Raw genomic sequence first — 17,092 nt, 5'->3', positions numbered from 1 at the left:
CCGTGTCGACGTCAGTGGAGCGCTGTGGAGAGCACGTCTGCCAGGTGGGGCAGGTCCGTCCGGAACGACCACTGCACGGTGTTCCAGTCGTGTCCGCTCCCCGGGGCGAACCCGACGCTGGTGTCCGCGCCCGCTGCCCGTGCAGCGTCGGCGAGGACGCGGGCGTCGCGGCTGAACGCCCCGTCCGCCGACCCCGCGGTGAACCAGAACGTGCGCCCGTGCAGGTCGTCCGCCCGCATCTGCGCGATCGGACCGGCGGCCTTCCACGCGCTGACCGACCCACCGAACGCCCGGTCGGCGCTGTGCTGCGGATTCCGGTCGATGGGCTGCAACTCGCTGGAGACCGCGAGCACGGCCCCGAACCGGTCGGGGTGCGCGGTGGCGAACTGCATGGCGCACGTCGCCCCCTGCGAGAAGCCGGTGAGGCCCCACGCACGGCGGTCCGGGGTCACGGGGAGGTGCGCCGTCAGCCACCGCGGCACGTCCTCGGTGACGTAGGTGGCTGCGTTCCCGAGGTCCGAGTCGACGCACATCGTGTTCAGGCCGGGCGAGGAGAGCTGGTCGACGGAGACGACGATCGGCGCGCGGCCGTGGTGGGCTGCGGCGTAGCCGTCGAGTGCGCTGCCCATCCGGCCCGCGGTGAACAGGTCACTCGGAGCCCCGGGTTGGCCGGAGAAGGCGAGGACGACGGGCAGGGGCGCCGGATCCCTGACCAGGGCGGCGGGCGGGAGGTAGACGACGGCGGGTCGAGCGGGGAACCCCGATCGCTCACCGGGGATGTCGACGGTGCGGACCTCGCCGGTCGTGGGCATCGTGGCGGCTGGGGCAGCGGCGAGGTCGAGCTCCGGGAAGGGGTCCGTCTGCACGACGGTGCGGAGCGTCGGGTACATCGCGAACTCGACGTTCACGCCGAGGGCGGACGACAGCAGTGCGGTCGGGAGCAGCAGGACGGCGAGGGCCCGACGCCAGCGGCCGCCCTGCACCAGGCCGACGACGACCGAGGCCAGCGCAGCGGCGGCCACGACGAACCACAGCCGCGTCACGGGACTCATCGCGACCCCGAACAGGTTCACCAGGTCGCTGAGGACCCAGCAGACGATGAGCACCACGACGGCCGTGGCCGCGGCGACGCCCGCCCGGACTCCGGCCCGACGCCACGCGACACGGGATCGCCAGCCGCCGACCGCGGGGAGCAGGACGACGACGCCGAGCAGTGCGAACGCCACGTCCAGCGGGACGAGCAGCGTCGGAGCCTGCAGCTGGGTGGCGAGCAACCGGTCGGCCGGGCTCACCGCTTCGACACCGCCCGTGCGGGAGCGGGCTTGCGGACGGTCGAGCGGTGTGCCTGGCGCAGTGCCCAGAGGTGCTTCGGCCGGAGGCCTGGGACGTACGCGCCGGCCAGGGCACGTCCGACCCGCGGCACGTGCAGCGGCGTCGGGACCACGATCCAGAGCGCCTCGTGCCGAGCGCCGAACTTCTCCTTGAAGCGCTGGAGCGACCGGAACCCGTACACCGGCTCGAGGAGTCGGGCGACGAGGACCGATCCGAGGGACACGAGGGACCGTGCGCCGTCGTGGGGTGCGAGCGGGGTGCCGGAGAGGCTGATCATCCGCAGGCCCGCGTCGCGTGCCCGGATCGCGGTCCGGACGATGAGGAACTCCATGACCCCCGGCATGCCGTCCTCGCCACGGCGCATGACGTCGAGCGTGTAGCCGGCCAGTCCGCCGTGCTCGTACACGGGCAGCCAGCTCGTGACCGCGGTGACGTGTCCGTCGGCCGTCACAGCCAGCATGAGTCGGACGTCGGGGTCGTCGAGCTCGTGGAAGCCGCCGAGGGTGAACTCCATCTCCGGCAGCCTCCGGTCGGTCGCCCACCGCGTGCAGATCGCCTCGACCTCGGCACGTTGTGCGTCGGCGAGCGCGTCGAAGGTCGTCCACTCGTCGCGGACCCCCTCACGGTCGGCCCGGTTCGAGGCCGTCCGGAGGTCCTGCCGCTTCTTGCCGCGCAGGTCGAACGTGGCGACGTCGAGCACCGACTCGACCCCCACGGGCAGCGCGGTCCACCCCTCGGCGGCGAGGATCTGCCGCACCGGTTCGTGCACGCTCGTGAACGCTGGCACCCAGCCGTTCCGGTCGCAGAAGGCGGTGAACGCGGACACGACCTCAGCGCGGTCCGCCGCGCTGCACGCCGGGTCCGACACGGTGAGCGCCACGTCCCCGCGGACCCGGTACGCCACGGCCCCGCGTCCGTCCGGGTGCGTCCAGGTGGCGTTGCCGCGCCAGGTACCCATGTGGCCGAGGGATCCGGCATCGCCGACGCGCAGCATGTCGACCAGGGCACCGCGGCCGTTGGTGGCGGCACGGAACCGCGAGCGGACGAGACGGCCGCGGAGCGCCAGGACCGTCAGCAGCACCATCGCCGGCACGAGCCAGGCGCCGAGCAGCGTGACCTGCCACTCGATCGCGTCCAGCCCGAGTCCGCGCCACTGCACGGCGTCGTCGGTCATCGGTTCGATGAGGAACACGTCGGCGAGGACGGCGGTCAGCGTCACGAGCACGCCGACGGCGAGCACGATGCCCGTGCGCCGGCCACGCTGCACGAGCCAGGCGGACACCAGCAGGAGCAGCCCGACGATGACGACCGCACGGTCGCTCATGGCGTCGGCGAACACCGAGAGCACACCGTCCGGGTCCGGCACGACAGGGGTCACCAGGGTGCCCGCGCCGAGCGCGATGAGCGTCGCGACCACGCAGGTGCGTGCGCTGACCGTGTCACGCGCGTTCGGCGCGTCCGGACCGGAGGCCCGGCGTACCACGAACGAACCGGCTGCGGTGCCGAGCAGGGTCGCCAGGGCACGGGCGAGGTCCGACCCGTGGCCGGCGAAGAGCACGAGCGTGAGGACGACCGTCCAGAGCGCGGCTCGCGTGCGCCACCGGTGCTGCGCGGGCATCGCTGCCGACGCGGCACCGAGCAACGCGGCGGCGACGATCGACGGGGCGAAGAGCGGCTGTCCGACCGCGAGTTCGGCGTGCGCCTCGCCGAGCGCTGACCCGATGCTGACGGTGAGCAGGGTTCCGAGGACGCCGAGCGCCGGCGCCACCACGCCGATCACCACTGTGCGGATGGATCCGAGGGACCGTTCGGCGAGCACCGTCGTCAACACCACGAGGACCACGGCGAGGCACGCCACGGGCGGGTGGTGCGGGAAGTCGGGTTCGGCGTGAGCGATCCGCGCGCTCACCAGGAGCACGGCCGTCGCTGCGGCCACGGAGACGGAGACGGGGAACCGGCGGAGTCGTCCGACGAGCGCTGCGGGTGTCACGTGATCATTGCATCGGTCCTGCTCGCCCGTGTCATCAGTCGGCGGCATGAGCGCGGCGGCTCCCTGTCCTCCGAGAGGATGACCCGTGCGCCAGCTGACGTCGCGGCCGAGCCGCGGACCGGACCCGGCGGGGTCGTCGGTCGCACCGCGTAACGGACGGGAGGCCCGGTACCAGCTGGTACCGGGCCTCCCGTCCGTCGTGTGGTCGCGACTAGCGCGCGGCGAGCTCCGACACGATGCCGTCACCGGGTGCGGCCTGCACCAGGTCCGCCTCGATCTCGGCGCGCTCGAGGATGCCCTCGATCTTGCGGATGCGGCCACGCGGGACGATCGTGACGACCGTGCCCTCCTTGCCGGCACGACCCGTGCGGCCGGAGCGGTGCATGTACGCCTTGTAGTCGTCCGGGGCGTCCGCCTGCACGACGAGCGAGACGTCGTCGACGTGGATGCCGCGGGCGGCGACGTCGGTGGCGACGAGCACGTTGACGCGGCCGCTGGTGAGCAGCTGCAGGTTGCGCGTGCGGCGCGACTGGTTCAGGTCACCGTGGAGCGAGGTCGCGCGGATGCCGGCGTCCTCGAACTGGTCGGCCAGACGCTCGGCGTAGGCACGCGTCCGGGCGAAGACGATGGTCTTGCCGTCGCCGGCGACCAGTTCCTCGAGCAGACGGTCCTTCTCGCGCTGCTCGACCACGAGGACACGGTGGTCGATGGTCGAGGACGCCTGGTCCTCACCCGCGACCTCGTGCACGCTCGGCTCGTGCAGGAACTGCTCGACGAGCGCTGCGACCTGGGTGTCGAGCGTCGCGCTGAACAGCAGCTTCTGTGCGCGGTTGCCCTGCGGGGTGACCTCGGCCGTGGCTGCGAGGATCTCCTGCACCGGCTCGAGGAACCCGAGGTCGCACATGTGGTCGGCCTCGTCGAGCACGGAGATGATGACCTCGCTGAGGTCGAGCTTCCCCTTGTTCATGAGGTCCTGCACACGGCCGGGGGTGCCGACGATGATGTCGACGCCGCGCTCGAGCGCGCCCTCCTGGCGGCCGTAGGGGACGCCGCCGTAGATCTGCGTCGTGAACAGGCCGACCGAGCGGGCGATCGGCTGCACCGTGCGGTCGATCTGCAGGGCGAGCTCACGGGTCGGCGCGAGGATGAGCGCACGCGGGGCGCGGCCCATCTTGCGCTTCGTGCCGCCGCCGTGCTCCATGAGCTTCTCGACCAGCGGCGCACCGAAGGCGATGGTCTTGCCGGAACCGGTCCGGCCTCGGCCGAGGACGTCCTTGCCGGCGAGCACGTCGGGGATCGTCGCCGCCTGGATCGGGAACGGGCTCGAGGCGCCGAGCTCCTGCAGGGCCCGGGAGATGTTGCCGCCGATGCCGAGGTCGCCGAAGGTCACGCCCTCGACGTCGGACGCGATGGTGGCCTCGGCCTGGAGCTTCTCGAGCTTGACGTCGTCGGCCGGCACGAACTTGCCACGCTCGGGCTCGTCGAACGAGCGGCGCGGGGTGCGGTCGTCGCGGTCGAACGAACGACGCGGACGGTCGTCGTTGTCACGACGGGGCGCACGGTCATCGCGGTTGAAGCTGCGCGGGGCACGCTCGTCACGGTCGAACGAACGACGCGGGCGGTCGTCGTTGTCACGACGCGGGGCGCGATCGTCACGGTCGAAACGACGCGGGGCACGCTCGTTACGGTCGAAGCGACGGGGACGGTCGTCGTTGTCACGACGCGGGGCGCGATCATCGCGATCGAACGAGCGACGCGGGCGGTCGTCGTTGTCACGACGCGGGGCACGCTCGTCACGGTCGAAACGACGCGGGGCACGCTCGTCACGGTCGAAGCGACGGGGACGGTCGTCGTTGTCGCGACGCGGGGCGCGATCATCGCGATCGAACGAGCGACGCGGGCGGTCGTCGTTGTCGCGACGGGGCGCGCGGTCGTCACGGTTGAAGCTGCGCGGGGCACGCTCGTCACGGTCGAACGAACGACGCGGGCGGTCGTCGTTGTCACGACGCGGCGCACGGTCGTCACGATCGAAGCGCCGCGGGGCACTGGGCCCCTGCGAGCCGGTTCCGGCGCGACGCGGAGCTTGCGGAGCGTCGGGACGGCCGTGCGAGTAGGGAGCATCACGGTTGTAGCCGCGACCACCACGGTCGTCGCGATCGGGGCGCCGCTGGCCGCCGCTGTCTCGCGGCTCCCAGTTCGGACGGGCCGGACGCTCGCCCTGCGACGCGCGACCGCGACGCTCCTCGGCGTCCCAGCGCTGCTTCTGACGCGGCTGCGACGAGTCGGCGGCGCGGAACCCCCGGTGCTTGCTGCTGCGGGCGGCGGGGGTGCCGTTCGGGTGGCGGACGCGGTCGGAGGCGCGGTTGTCCGCGCCGCCCTTGTTGTACGGGGCCATGGCTACTTTCTCGGGTGCGCAACGTACCGCAGCGCCCGACAGCGACATCGGCGGGGGCTGCTTGCGGAGAGGGGGTTCATCCCGTCGCGAGTCGACGTGATTCCAGCCCTCGAGCAACACACACCCAGCAGAATTTCCGTGATCACAATGTCACGACGTCGAAGGCCGACCGATCGAGTCTACGCGAGCCGCTGCCCTGACGCCAGCCCCGATGCGAACGCAGGCCGGTCGGGCGGGGTGATCCGTGCCTCCTGGCCGCACCGGACACGACGCGTCACGGCGAGCCCAGCCGGAACAGCCGCTGCAGCCCCCACCCGGTGACGCGGACGAGCGCCTCGACCACGATCCCACCGCTCATCTTCGACTCGCCCCGCTCGCGCTCCACGAAGGTGATGGGGACCTCGGCGACGACGGCACCGGCCCGGACCGCACGTCGGGCGAGGTCGACCTGGAAGCAGTAGCCGGCCGAGGCGATGTCCTCGGCGACGAGCGAACGGAGGAGGTCCGCGCGGATCGCGCGGTAGCCCCCGGTGAGGTCGCGGACCCGGACACCGAGCGCGATCCGACTGTAGAGCGAACCGCCGCGCGACAGGGCGATCCGGTGCCACGGCCAGTTCACGACCGAGCCACCGCGCACCCAGCGCGAGCCGATGACCAGGTCGGCACCCGCCGCACAGCGTTCGAGCAGCCTGCCGAGTTCTTCGGGCCGGTGCGAGCCGTCGGCGTCCATCTCGACCAGGACGTCGTGGTGGCGGTCGAGCCCCCAGGCGAACCCCGCCAGGTAGGCGGCACCGAGGCCGGCCTTCTCGGTGCGGTGCAGGACGTGCACACGCTCGTCGTCCCGGGCGAGGGCGTCCGCGATCGCGCCGGTGCCGTCGGGGCTGCCGTCGTCGACGACCAGGACGGCGACCTCGGGACGTGCCGCGAGGACGCGGGCGACGACCGACTCGATGTTCTCGCGCTCGTCGTACGTGGGGATGACGACGAGCGTCCTTCCACGGGCACTGCGAAATGTCAAGGATTACCCCGTTGGTGTCTGAGTTGGCTTGGATATCAGCACAACGTATACGCAACACCACGACGGAGGCCAGCATGCGAGCGCGCACGGTGACCCGCACACTGCCCGACTGCCTCATCACCCTCGCGCTCTACGCACTCGCGCGGGTGGTGACGACCGTCACGCTCACCGTCGGCTTCGCGTTCACCGATCCGGTCGGGTTCGGCGACACGGCCGACCCGAAGGGGTTCTTCGAACGCTCGACCGCCTGGGACGGCCAGTACTTCCTCGAGATCGCGCGGCAGGGCTACCCGAGCACACTGCCCGTCGACGACACCGGCGCCGTCCAGCAGAACGCCTGGGCGTTCCTCCCGGTGTTCCCGGCGCTCGTGCGGGCGGTGAGCGCGACCGGCGGCGACCCCGCGGTCGTCGCGGTGCTGCTGGCGACGGCGTTCGGCGGCGCGGCGTCCGTCGCACTCGTGGCCCTGCTCCGTCCCCACGTCGGCCGGACCACCGCGCTGTGGTCGGGCGTGTTCTTCGCGTTCGGGCCGATGTCGTTCGTCTTGCAGATCGCCTACGCCGAGTCGCTCGGCCTGCTGCTCGCGTTCGCCGCACTCATCGCGATGCAGCGCCGGCACTACTGGACGGTCCTGCCGATCGTCACGGTTCTCGCGTTCACCCGGCCCGGGGCGCTCGCGATCCCGTTGGCGCTCGCGCTGCACGCCGTGCTCCGGCTCGTGCAGCGCGACGCGGTGCCCGTGCGGGAGCGTGTCGCGATCGTCGTCACCGGCCTGGTCACGGCAGCGGCGGGCCTGGCGTGGCCGGTCGTGGCGGCGCTCGTCACCGGGGTTCCCGACGCCTACTTGCAGACCGAACTCGCGTGGTGGCGGCTCCACCTCGACGTGCACCACTTCGCGCCACTGACACCGTGGTTCCTGCAGGCCGACCGGTTCGCGGGCACGCTCGGCGTGGTCGCTGTGCTCGTCGCGGTCGGCGCGACGGGATGGTGGCTGTCGTCGCGCTCGACGCGCCGGATCGGCTCGGTGCCGCTGCTCGGCTCGGCCTCGTACCTGCTCTCCCTGTTCGCGACGTTCTTGCCCCAACAGAGCTTGCCGCGGCTGCTGCTGCCGGCGGCCCCGCTGCTCGGTGCGCCGCTCCTGCACCGCACCGCGCTGCGACGGGGCATCGTGCTCGGTGGCTGCGTGCTCGCGCAGCCCGCGGCGGTGTGGGTGCTGTTCCTCACCCACAATCCCTGAGCCGGTGGGTCAGGACTCGGCGAGCCGACGACGCTGCTCGGCGACGTCGAAGTCGGCCTTCGGCCACGACAGGTGCATGTCCTCCAGCGCCCGGAGCAGGAGCTGCTGCACGGCGAGGCGTGCGTACCACTTCCGGTTCGCCGGCACGACGTACCAGGGCGCCTGCGGGGTCGACGTGCGGTCGAGGGCGATCTGGTACGCCTGCTGGTAGCGGTCCCAGAGCAGACGGTCGTCGATGTCGCTCGGGTTGAACTTCCAGTGCTTGTCCGGACGGTCGAGCCGGTCACCGAGACGCTCGCGCTGCTCGTCCTTCGAGATGTGCAGCATCACCTTGACGATGGTCGTGCCAGCGGCGGCGAGGCCGTCCTCGAAGGCGGTGATCGCGCCGTACCGCCGCTCGATCTCGTCCGGCGCGGCGATGCCGCGGACGCGCTGGGCGAGCACGTCCTCGTAGTGGGAGCGGTCGAACACGCCGAGCTGTCCGGCTGCCGGCAGCTGCTTCTCGATGCGCCACAGGAAGTCGTGCTCGCGTTCCTCGGCCGTCGGGGCCTTGAAGCCGGCGTAGTGCACGCCGTTCGGGTCGACCGCGCCGACGACGTGCGAGACGATGCCGCCCTTGCCCGCGGTGTCCATCGCCTGCAACACGAGCAGCACCCGGCGCTCGTCCCCCGCGGTCGACGCCGCGTACAGGCGCTCCTGCAGGGCAGCGAGCCGCGAGGCGCCCGCGGCGAGCGCTTCGAGGCCGTCGATCTTGCGACCGGGGAAGCCCGGCGTGCCGTCGGGGTCGACCTGGTCGAGGCGGAACCCGGGTTCGACACGCAGCAGCGGTTCGGGATCGGCGTTCCAGGCCTTGCGACTGCTCACGGGTCCTCCTGCGGTGCTCCGGTCGGCGACTGCCGTGCTCATCCTCGCACTGCCGGGTGACGCCGGTGCAGCCGGTCTGCACCGGGAGCGCAGTCCGGGGGTCGCCCGCTCGGGGGTCGCCCGCTCGGGGGTCGTCCGCTCGGGTTCCTCCGTTGGGGTGACGTGGGCGGTCGCCGGTGCGGCTAGCGTGGACGTGATGAAGTCCGGCCGCCGCTCAGTGCTCGCGCTCGTCGCCGCGGTGGTGGCGCTCGGCGCGATGGCGTCCTGCAGCACGGATCCGGTCGGCGACGAGAACGCCACCGTCACCGCGGACAGCGTCATCTACCCGCTGTCGCTCCGGTACCACGGCATCGATGTGGTGGCCGACGTGCCCTACGGCACTGACCCGCTGCAGCGCCTCGACGTGTGTCTGCCGGCCGACAGCGAGCCCGCGACGACGGCGACCCCCACCGCGACACCGTCCGCCTCGGCCACCGCCGACCCGGAGGCGGTCGAGGCCACGACCGGACGCCCCGCGGTCCTGATGATCCACGGCGGCAGCTGGTCGCACGGCGACAAGGCGACGGCCGCGTACCGGTCCGTGTGCAAGTACCTGGCGTCCGAGGGCTTCGTGACGTTCAACGTCGACTACCGGCTGGCGCCGACGGATCCGTTCCCTGCCGGGCTCGACGACGTCCGACGTGCGCTCGACTACGTGTTCCGCCCGGCGACGCTCGAGACCTACGACGTCGACTCCCAGCGCGTGGGCGTGTTCGGTGGGAGCGCCGGCGGCAACCTCGCCGCGATGCTCGCCGTCACCGACCACGACTCCGCCGCGTACGCCGACGGCGACCGGATCCGCGCCGTGGTCGACCTGAGCGGGCCGACGAACCTGACCACCCGGTCCACCGAGCCCGACGGGGTGTCCGCGGCCTTCCAGCGCAAGCAGCTGCTCTACCTGGGGTGCCGGTCCTACGCCAGGTGCCCGGCGGCCACCCGGGCGTCGCCGGAGTTCCACGTCACCTCGGACACGGCGCCGTTCTTCATCGGGCACTCCACCGACGAGTTCATCCCTTTGTGGGAGTCGCAGGAGTTCGCCGCGACACTCCGATCCCACGACGTCCCGGTGACGTTCGTGGCGGTCGAGGGCACGGCGCACTCGATCGCGCAGCTCGACGAGGCGATGAGCCGCCGGGTGGTCACCTTCCTGCGGACCCAGCTCGGCTGACCGGACGACCGACCGCGTGCCCCGGGTGGGTGGCACCCGGAGTCGGGACTGCCGCTGCGGAGCCCGTGGCCGCAGACTTCGGTGGTGACCGACACCTCGACCCGCCCTGCCCGCGCCGCTGCGACGCGCTGGGACCGCCCTGCGCTGCAGACGTTCGCGGAGCTGCTGCTCGGGCTGTCGTTCGTCACCGCGGTGGCCTTCGGCGGCTACGCCTCGGTCACCGGGCAGCTGGCCGTCGTGTCGCAGGGCGCCGCCGTGGTGTTCCTCGTGACGCTGACCCTGGTGCTGGTGTCGTGGTTCCGGGGCGTCGAGCGCGAGGAACGAGCCGAGCCGGTCGTCGTCTCGCCCCTCGCCGCGGTCGACGCCGAGTACCGCCGCTAGGCAGCGCTGCCGGAACGCTCCGCTCGCCGCCGCTGTCGTTCCGCCCGACGCTCCGCACGTTCCTGGCGTCGCTCGGCACGCGCCTGCTTCCGGGTCTTTCCCGCGGCGATCCGGTCCGTGTTGCGTTCGCGGGCCCGCTCGACCACGAAGTACAGCGCCGGCAGCACCACGAGCGTCAGCAGTGTCGAGGACACCAGACCACCGATCACGACCAGCGCCAGCGGCTGCGAGATGAAGCCGGACTTGCCGGTCAGTCCGATCGCCATCGGCAGCAGCGCGAAGATCGTCGCCATCGCCGTCATGAGGATCGGACGGAGGCGTCGTGTCGCGCCCTCGATCAGGGCCTCACGCACCCGCAGCCCGCGTCGTCGGTACTGGTTGACCAGGTCGATGAGCACGATGGCGTTCGTCACGACGATGCCGACGAGCATGAGCAGACCGATGAGCGACGCGACGCCGATCGGGACACCGGATGCGATCTGCAGCAGGATCGCGCCCGTCGCAGCGAACGGCACCGACACGAGCAGCAGCAGCGGCTGGAGCAGGCTCCGGAACGTCGCGACCATGATCACGTAGACGATCAGCACGGCGACCAGGACCGCGAGCCCGAGCTGCGAGAACGCCGATGACTGGCTGGCGGCGACGCCACCGATGGAGGCGGTCGCACCCTTCGGCAGGTCGAGTTCGTCGACCGCGGTCGTGACGGACTGCACGGCCGCACCCAGGTTGGTTGCGTCCGGCGTCACGGTGATCGTGGCGGTGCGGGCGGCGTTCGTCGTGGTGACGGTGGTGGGGCCCTCGGACTCCTCGACCGTGGCGACGTCGGACAGCGGGACGGTGCCGGTGCTCGTCGGGACGTCGAGGGCACGGAGCGCGGCGATGGTGGTCGGCGGCTCCGGGTCGGCGATGTAGACGTCGAGCGTCGCGTCGTCGATCTCGATGCTGCCGGTGTCCCGCGGTGAGACCGCGGCGGCGACGAGGCCGCCCACCTGGGTCTCGGTGAGGCCGAGCGACGCGGCCTTGGCACGGTCGACCCGGACGGCGAGGAACGGTTCCGCGGCGGAAAGGTTGCTGGTGGCGGCCGTGGTGTCCGGCACCGACTGCATGGTCTTCAGCACCTGGCGCGATGCCGTCTCGAGCTGCGACTGGGTCGGCGCGGTGACGTCGACCTCGATGTCGCTGCTGCCGCCGAACCCGCCGCCGGAGGACGCGATGGTGACCTCGCCGACGTCCTTGATCGACCCGATCGCCTTGCGGGCGTCGGCTTGGATCGTCGGCTGGTCGGCCTCGGCGTCGGTCGTCACGGCGTACTGCACCGAGGCGCTGCCGACACCGCCGAACGCGGCCTGGATCGACTGGCCGCTCGTGCCGATGGTGGTCTGCACGGTCTCGACGCCGTCGACGTCCTGCAGCGCCCGCTCGACCTTGCGCGCGGACTCGGACTGGACGGCGAGGCTGGAACCGGCCTTCAGGTCCTGCGTGACCGTGAACGTGTTCTGGCCCGAGTCGCCGAGGTAGTTCGTGGTGACGAACGGCAGCGTGGCGGCCGTGCCACCGAGGACGATCACGGCGAGCAGGATGACGACGACCGGCTTCCGGACGACCCACCGGAGCACCGGCAGGTAGACGCGGCGCAGGCGGTCGACCCGGCCGGCGTCGTGCAGGTCCGCGGCGGAGGCGAGCGCGCCTTCCGAACGGTCGCGGTCGCGGTCGCGGTCACGATCGGCATCAACCGCCGACGGTGCTGCTGCCGCTGCTGTGTCTGCGTCTGCGTCTGCGGCCGTCGTCGCGTCGCCCGGCTTCGCCTTCGGCGGGCGGAGCCACCAGTACGCGAGCACCGGGACGATCGTGAGCGAGACGAACAGGGAGGCGACGAGTGCCAGGGTGACCGTCACGGCGAACGGCCGGAACAGCTCCCCGACGAGTTCGGCGACGAAGGCCACCGGCAGGAACACCGCGACGGTCGTCAGGGTCGAGGCGGTGACCGCACCGGCGACCTCGCGCACGGCGTCGCGCACGGCCTGGCCGCGGTCGACGCCGGGGAGCATGTGCCGCTTGATGTTCTCGATGACGACGATGGAGTCGTCGACCACGCGGCCGATCGCGATCGTGAGCGCGGCGAGCGTGATGATGTTGAGCGTGTACCCGGCCGCGCGCATGCCGATCGCGGCGAGGAGCACCGACGTCGGGATCGAGATCGCGGTGACGAGCGTGGAGCGCCAGGACAGCAGGAACACCAGGATGACGAGCACCGCGAAGGCCAGGCCGAGCAGGCCTTCCTCGGCCAGGGAGTCGATGGACTGTTGGATGTAGGGCGCCTGGTCGAAGACGACGGTGAAGCGGGGGTCGCCCTCGATCTTGTCCTCGATGCCGGGCAGGGCCGCACGCACGGTGTTCGAGACGTCGACGGTGTTGGCTTCCTGCGTCTTCGTGATCGAGATCGTCAGGGCCTGCTGGCCGTCCACACGACTGATCGAGGTGCGCGGGGACTGCGTGATGGCGACCTTCGCGACGTCGCCCAACGTGGTGTCGGTCGGGGTGGCCGCGGTCGTCGACGTGTCCGTCGCCGCGGATCCCGTCGGCGCAGCACCGGTCGCATCCGTGCCGGTCCCCGTCGTCCCCGTGCCCGTCGCGCCCGCGGCCGTGCCGTCACCGGACGACGCCGCGCCGTCGGCACCTGCGGCCCCTGCCCCGGCCGCGTCCGAACCGGAAGAACCGGAAGAACCGGAAGAACCCGACGAGCTCGACGAGCTGGTCAGTGGCAGGGCCCGGATGTCCTTGAGCGAAGCGATCCGCTCACCCGTCTGCACCGACAGCGTCGAGCCGTCCTCGGTGATGGTTCCGCCGGGGATCAGGGTGCCGTTGTCGTCGAGCGCGTCCGAGATGGCCGTCTGGCTGAGGCCGCGCGCGGCGAGCTCGTCCTGGTCGGGCGTGATGACGACACGACGGCCGGGGTTGCCGAAGACGTCCGCCTGTCGCACACCGTCGAGCTTCTCGAGGTCGGGGATCGCCGAGGCCTGCAGCCGGTCGACGAGCTGTTCCTGGTTGCCGGACGCCGAGACCGCGACCTGCAGCACCGGCAGGTCGTCGAAGGACCCGGTGACGATCTGCGTCTGCACCGAGTCCGGCAGCGACAGGGCGTTCACCGCGGTCTGGATCTTGTCCTCGGCGCTGGCCAGGTTCGAGCCGTACTGGAACGACGCCGACACCACGCTCTGCCCCGTGGACGAGGTCGCGCTGGTGGACTCGAGGTCCGGGACGACCTGGATCGCCTGCTCGATCTTGGTCGAGACGTCGTTCGACACGACCTCTGGCGTGGCGCCGGGGTAGGCGCTGACGATCGCGACCTGCGGGAACTCGACGCTCGGGATCAGCTCCTGCTTGAGGCTGGAGAGCGCGATGCCGCCGAAGACCGCGACGACGATCGTGACGAGCGCGATGAGGGCCCGGTTGCGCAGGCTGAAGACCGAGAGGAGGTGCACGACATCGATCCTCGCAGGAGCGACCGACGAACGTTCAGTTCCGGGCCGGGACCCGCCGGGCGATCAGGACCCGCCGAGCAACAGGTACGCCCCGAGCACCGCGACGGTGCCGACCACCCCGGCCCCCAGCGCCACCACGCTCCCGACCGGCGACCGCGCGCCGACGACCCCGATGCCGAGGAGCACCACCCCGACCACGATCTCGACGATCCACGTGCCGTGCCCGGTCGTCGCCGCGACCAGCAGGAGTCCGCGGACGCCTTCGCCCAGGAGCACCGCAGCGGTCACACCGAACGCCCCCGCCCGCCACCGGGCGTCATCGGAGCGCACGGCCACGGCGACCGCTCCGGCCAGCAGCCCGGCCGGGACCCCGAGCAGCACCCACGGGTTCGTGATCGACAACACGTCCGGGAACCCGCGCAGGACCGTCGTGGCCCAGTACCCGACGTGCATGAGTTCGAGGAGCACGACGCCGAGCACCGTCGCCAGCGGCAGGGCGATCCGGCCCGCTCGGGCTCCGGCCACGAGGCACAGCAGCGCGGCCACCACGAACCAGGGGCCGGCGGAGTTCGACACCGAGGCGAGCGCGGGCACGGCCTGCCCGAACGAGGTCAGGACCCCCGCCAGGAACGCCCCGCTCAGCGCGATGGTGACCCGCACCACGGCGGGGACCGCCGCGGGCGGCTCGACCGACGTCGGCACAGCGGAGCGGGTTCCGGCGGACAGGGTCGCGTTCATGGCACCCAGCCTCGCCGGACCCCGCTGAAGCCGCATCACCCCGGGGAGCGAGAACCCCCGACCCGACCTCACCCCAGAGGATGACGCCGAGCCCCGGGGATGACGCCGAGCCCCGGCGGACGACGCCGAGCCCCGGCGGACGACCCCGATCCCCGGCGGACGACCCCGAGCCCCGCAAGACACCGAGCCCTGGACGAAGCCCGCTCAGACCACCGCCGCCAACGACCCCCGCACCCCGGTCGACTCGCCGCCCACCCGCTCCCACGCGCGTGACAGCACGTCGACCAGGCGCCCCCGGTCGGCCGGGGCCATCGTGAACGGCACCCGCAGGAACCGCTCGAACCCGCCGTCCGGCCCGAACACCCCGCCGGAGGCGAGCACCACGCCCTCGGTCCGCGCGGCGAGCACGAGCGCGCTCGACACGGGTCTGCCGAGCCCCACCCACGTCGTCAACCCGCCCGCCGGTGCCGGGACGTCCCACTCCGGCAGCCGGGCCCGGAGCGCGCCCACGACGGCGTCGCGACCTTCGCGCAGGGACGCACGCCGCGCCTCCAGGACGGCAGCCGTGCGCGGGACCAGCTCGCGCACGACCAGCTGGTCGAGCACGGGGGTACCGAGGTCGCCGGTCGGGCGGGCGAGCAGCAGCCGCTGCAGCAGCGCCGGGTCGGCGCGGATCCAGCCGATCCGCAGCCCACCCCAGAAGACCTTGGCGGCGGAACCGATCATCACGACCGACGCCCCCGTCGGGTCCGCCGCTGCCAACGGCGGCGACGGCGAACCGTCGATCCGGAGCTCCCCCATCGTCTCGTCGGCGATGACGGTCGTGCCGACCGAGGCCGCGGTCGACAGCAGGAGCTGGCGGGTCGATGCGGACATGGTCGCACCGGTCGGGTTGTGGAGCTCGGGCATGACGTACGCGACCGAGGGCGCGGTCCGGCGGAGCGTCGTCTCGAGCGCGGCGGCGTCCCACCCGGTCCGCGCGTCGACGGGGACGCCGACCAGGCGGCCGCCGGCCTCGCGGAAGGCCTCGTGCGCGTGCGGGTAGGTCGGCGACTCGACGAGCACGGCGTCGCCGCGGCGGACGAGCACGCGTGCGAGCAGCGCGATGGCGTGCTGCGCGCCGATCGTCACGATGACCTGGGCGGGATCGGTGGGCAGCCCGCGCTCGGTGTAGCGGGCGGCGATCGCGGCCCGCAGGCCGGGGTCGCCGACGGTGTCGTAGCCGATGCCGGCGAGCGCCGCCGGCACGTGTCGGACCGCTCGCTCGACGGCCTCGTCGATGCCGGGGGCCGCGTGCAGGGCAGCCTTGCGGAGGTCGAGCACGTCCCCCTCGACGACCCCGCCGAGGCGTTCGGGGTCGGGCCGGCCGACCAGGTCCCGGGGCAGGTGGACCACGCTGCCGGAGCCACGGACGGACACCAGGAACCCGTCCGAGCGCAGTCGGGCGTAGGCGTTCGCCACGGTGGTGCGCGAGACGCCGAGGGCTGCGGCCAGTCCGCGCTCGGCCGGCAGCCGGACCCCCTGGGCGACGCGACCGTCGATGACCAGGACCCGGAGGGCGTCGGCGAGCGCCTCGTAGGCGGGGGCGGTGGTGCCGGCGCGCCAGTCGGTCAGCAGGTGGGCGGCGGCGCGAGCACTGATGAGAACCGGGGGCACGGGTCCACGGTAGCGCGATTGGCTCTCGACCAGCAGGCCAATCCATCGCGACGATGGGACCATGCCCCGCCGCACCGCCCTCACCCTGCGCTTCGTCCAGCTCTTCGTCGGGCTGTTCCTCTACGGCGCCTCGACCGCACTGCAGGTCCGCGCGGTGGTCGGTGTGAGCTCGTGGACCGTGCTGACCCAGGGGCTCGAGAACGTCGTCCCGTGGTCGTTCGGCGTCATCACGGTCGTGTCGAGCGGGGTCATCCTCCTGCTCTGGATCCCGCTCCGCCAGAAGCCGGGCATCGGGACGCTGCTGAACGCCCTGGCGATCGGACCGAGTGCCGACCTGGTGCTCTGGCTCGTGCCGGAGCCGTCGGGGATCGTCGCCCGGATCGGGCTGTTCGCGGCGGGGCTCGTGCTGCTCGCGGTCGCGACGGCGTTCTACATCGGTGCGGGGTTCGGCACCGGGGCACGGGACGGCCTGATGGTCGGCCTGCACCAGCGGCTCGGCTGGCCGATCTGGCTCGCCCGGACCCTGGTCGAGGTCACCGTGGTGATCGTCGGGTGGGTGCTCGGCGGGGACGTCGGCGCCGGCACCGTCATCGCGGCGTTCGCGATCGGGCCGATGGTCCAGCCGCTCATGCCGCACTTCCGCCGGTTCCCGTGGAGCCCGGAGCGCCGGATCGTCCAGGAGGCGCGCCCCACCCCCGTCACGCACGCTTCGTGAGCAGGAACGGTCGGGTCGCACGGCCCCACCCGACCACTTCTGCTCACCATCCGCCCGGCACCCTTGCGGAGCGCCGAGT

At 72.4% G+C, this 17,092-nt stretch carries 12 protein-coding genes; 4 read left to right on the top strand and 8 right to left on the bottom strand.

The window, feature by feature from the left end; all coding sequences use genetic code 11:
• Positions 1-11 precede the first annotated feature (11 nt).
• The 4 genes from ACL00U_RS03025 to ACL00U_RS03010 form a co-directional block, all read right to left on the bottom strand.
• On the bottom strand, positions 12-1,292 hold the full coding sequence (locus ACL00U_RS03025; RefSeq protein WP_412873799.1) for an alpha/beta hydrolase: 1,281 nt from the start codon (positions 1,290-1,292) through the stop codon (positions 12-14).
• A complete protein-coding gene (locus ACL00U_RS03020; protein WP_412873798.1) occupies positions 1,289-3,322 on the bottom strand; it encodes a bifunctional lysylphosphatidylglycerol flippase/synthetase MprF in 2,034 nt (677 codons plus the stop codon). Before ACL00U_RS03020 ends, ACL00U_RS03025 begins: the two co-directional genes overlap by 4 nt.
• A 211-nt stretch (positions 3,323-3,533) precedes the next feature.
• A complete protein-coding gene (locus ACL00U_RS03015) occupies positions 3,534-5,717 on the bottom strand; it encodes a DEAD/DEAH box helicase (RefSeq protein ID WP_412873797.1) in 2,184 nt (727 codons plus the stop codon).
• A gap of 274 nt (positions 5,718-5,991) precedes the next feature.
• On the bottom strand, positions 5,992-6,735 hold the full coding sequence (locus ACL00U_RS03010; RefSeq protein WP_412873796.1) for a polyprenol monophosphomannose synthase: 744 nt from the start codon (positions 6,733-6,735) through the stop codon (positions 5,992-5,994).
• A 74-nt stretch (positions 6,736-6,809) separates the two neighbouring features.
• On the opposite strand from ACL00U_RS03010, the gene ACL00U_RS03005 reads away from it, so the two are divergent.
• Positions 6,810-7,970: a hypothetical protein gene (locus tag ACL00U_RS03005; RefSeq protein ID WP_262118398.1), complete on the top strand. Its 1,161-nt coding sequence runs from the start codon at positions 6,810-6,812 to the stop codon at positions 7,968-7,970.
• Positions 7,971-7,979: 9 nt separating this feature from the next.
• Here the strand turns inward: ACL00U_RS03005 and ACL00U_RS03000 are convergent, their stop codons facing one another.
• Positions 7,980-8,834, bottom strand: coding sequence for a PPK2 family polyphosphate kinase (locus tag ACL00U_RS03000; RefSeq protein WP_017886234.1), 855 nt, complete (start codon positions 8,832-8,834; stop codon positions 7,980-7,982).
• 196 nt (positions 8,835-9,030) lie between these two features.
• Here ACL00U_RS03000 and ACL00U_RS02995 point away from each other — a divergent pair, with 196 nt between their 5' ends.
• Together ACL00U_RS02995 and ACL00U_RS02990 are read left to right on the top strand one after the other, a co-directional pair.
• Positions 9,031-10,041 (top strand): alpha/beta hydrolase, encoded by a 1,011-nt coding sequence (locus ACL00U_RS02995; protein WP_082046918.1) that lies wholly within the window; start codon positions 9,031-9,033, stop codon positions 10,039-10,041.
• An 84-nt stretch (positions 10,042-10,125) separates the two neighbouring features.
• Positions 10,126-10,422: a hypothetical protein gene (locus ACL00U_RS02990; RefSeq protein WP_042539069.1), complete on the top strand. Its 297-nt coding sequence runs from the start codon at positions 10,126-10,128 to the stop codon at positions 10,420-10,422.
• Here ACL00U_RS02990 and ACL00U_RS02985 read toward each other — a convergent pair.
• From ACL00U_RS02985 to ACL00U_RS02975, 3 genes are all read right to left on the bottom strand, one after another.
• Positions 10,419-13,904 (bottom strand): efflux RND transporter permease subunit, encoded by a 3,486-nt coding sequence (locus tag ACL00U_RS02985; protein ID WP_412873795.1) that lies wholly within the window; start codon positions 13,902-13,904, stop codon positions 10,419-10,421. The genes ACL00U_RS02990 and ACL00U_RS02985 overlap by 4 nt on opposite strands.
• A 63-nt stretch (positions 13,905-13,967) precedes the next feature.
• On the bottom strand, positions 13,968-14,642 hold the full coding sequence (locus tag ACL00U_RS02980) for a DUF6518 family protein (protein WP_412873794.1): 675 nt from the start codon (positions 14,640-14,642) through the stop codon (positions 13,968-13,970).
• Positions 14,643-14,846: 204 nt separating this feature from the next.
• Positions 14,847-16,298 (bottom strand): PLP-dependent aminotransferase family protein, encoded by a 1,452-nt coding sequence (locus ACL00U_RS02975; protein ID WP_042539078.1) that lies wholly within the window; start codon positions 16,296-16,298, stop codon positions 14,847-14,849.
• A gap of 61 nt (positions 16,299-16,359) precedes the next feature.
• On the opposite strand from ACL00U_RS02975, the gene ACL00U_RS02970 reads away from it, so the two are divergent.
• A complete protein-coding gene (locus ACL00U_RS02970; RefSeq protein ID WP_071251513.1) occupies positions 16,360-17,013 on the top strand; it encodes a YczE/YyaS/YitT family protein in 654 nt (217 codons plus the stop codon).
• Positions 17,014-17,092: the final 79 nt, after the last annotated feature.

Origin of the sequence: Curtobacterium poinsettiae (assembly GCF_047226435.1) — a bacterium.
GTDB lineage: Bacteria > Actinomycetota > Actinomycetes > Actinomycetales > Microbacteriaceae > Curtobacterium > Curtobacterium poinsettiae.
This window is presented reverse-complemented; position numbering and strand designations above follow the sequence as displayed.

What these genes read in the sequence shown, in the direction of transcription:
- ACL00U_RS03015 (WP_412873797.1), bottom strand. Translation starts at nt 5,717, where the DNA reads ATGGCCCCGTACAACAAGGGCGGCGCGGACAACCGCGCCTCCGACCGC.
- ACL00U_RS03005 (WP_262118398.1), top strand. Translation starts at nt 6,810, where the DNA reads ATGCGAGCGCGCACGGTGACCCGCACACTGCCCGACTGCCTCATCACC.
- ACL00U_RS02995 (WP_082046918.1), top strand. Translation starts at nt 9,031, where the DNA reads ATGAAGTCCGGCCGCCGCTCAGTGCTCGCGCTCGTCGCCGCGGTGGTG.
- ACL00U_RS02980 (WP_412873794.1), bottom strand. Translation starts at nt 14,642, where the DNA reads ATGAACGCGACCCTGTCCGCCGGAACCCGCTCCGCTGTGCCGACGTCG.
- ACL00U_RS02970 (WP_071251513.1), top strand. Translation starts at nt 16,360, where the DNA reads ATGCCCCGCCGCACCGCCCTCACCCTGCGCTTCGTCCAGCTCTTCGTC.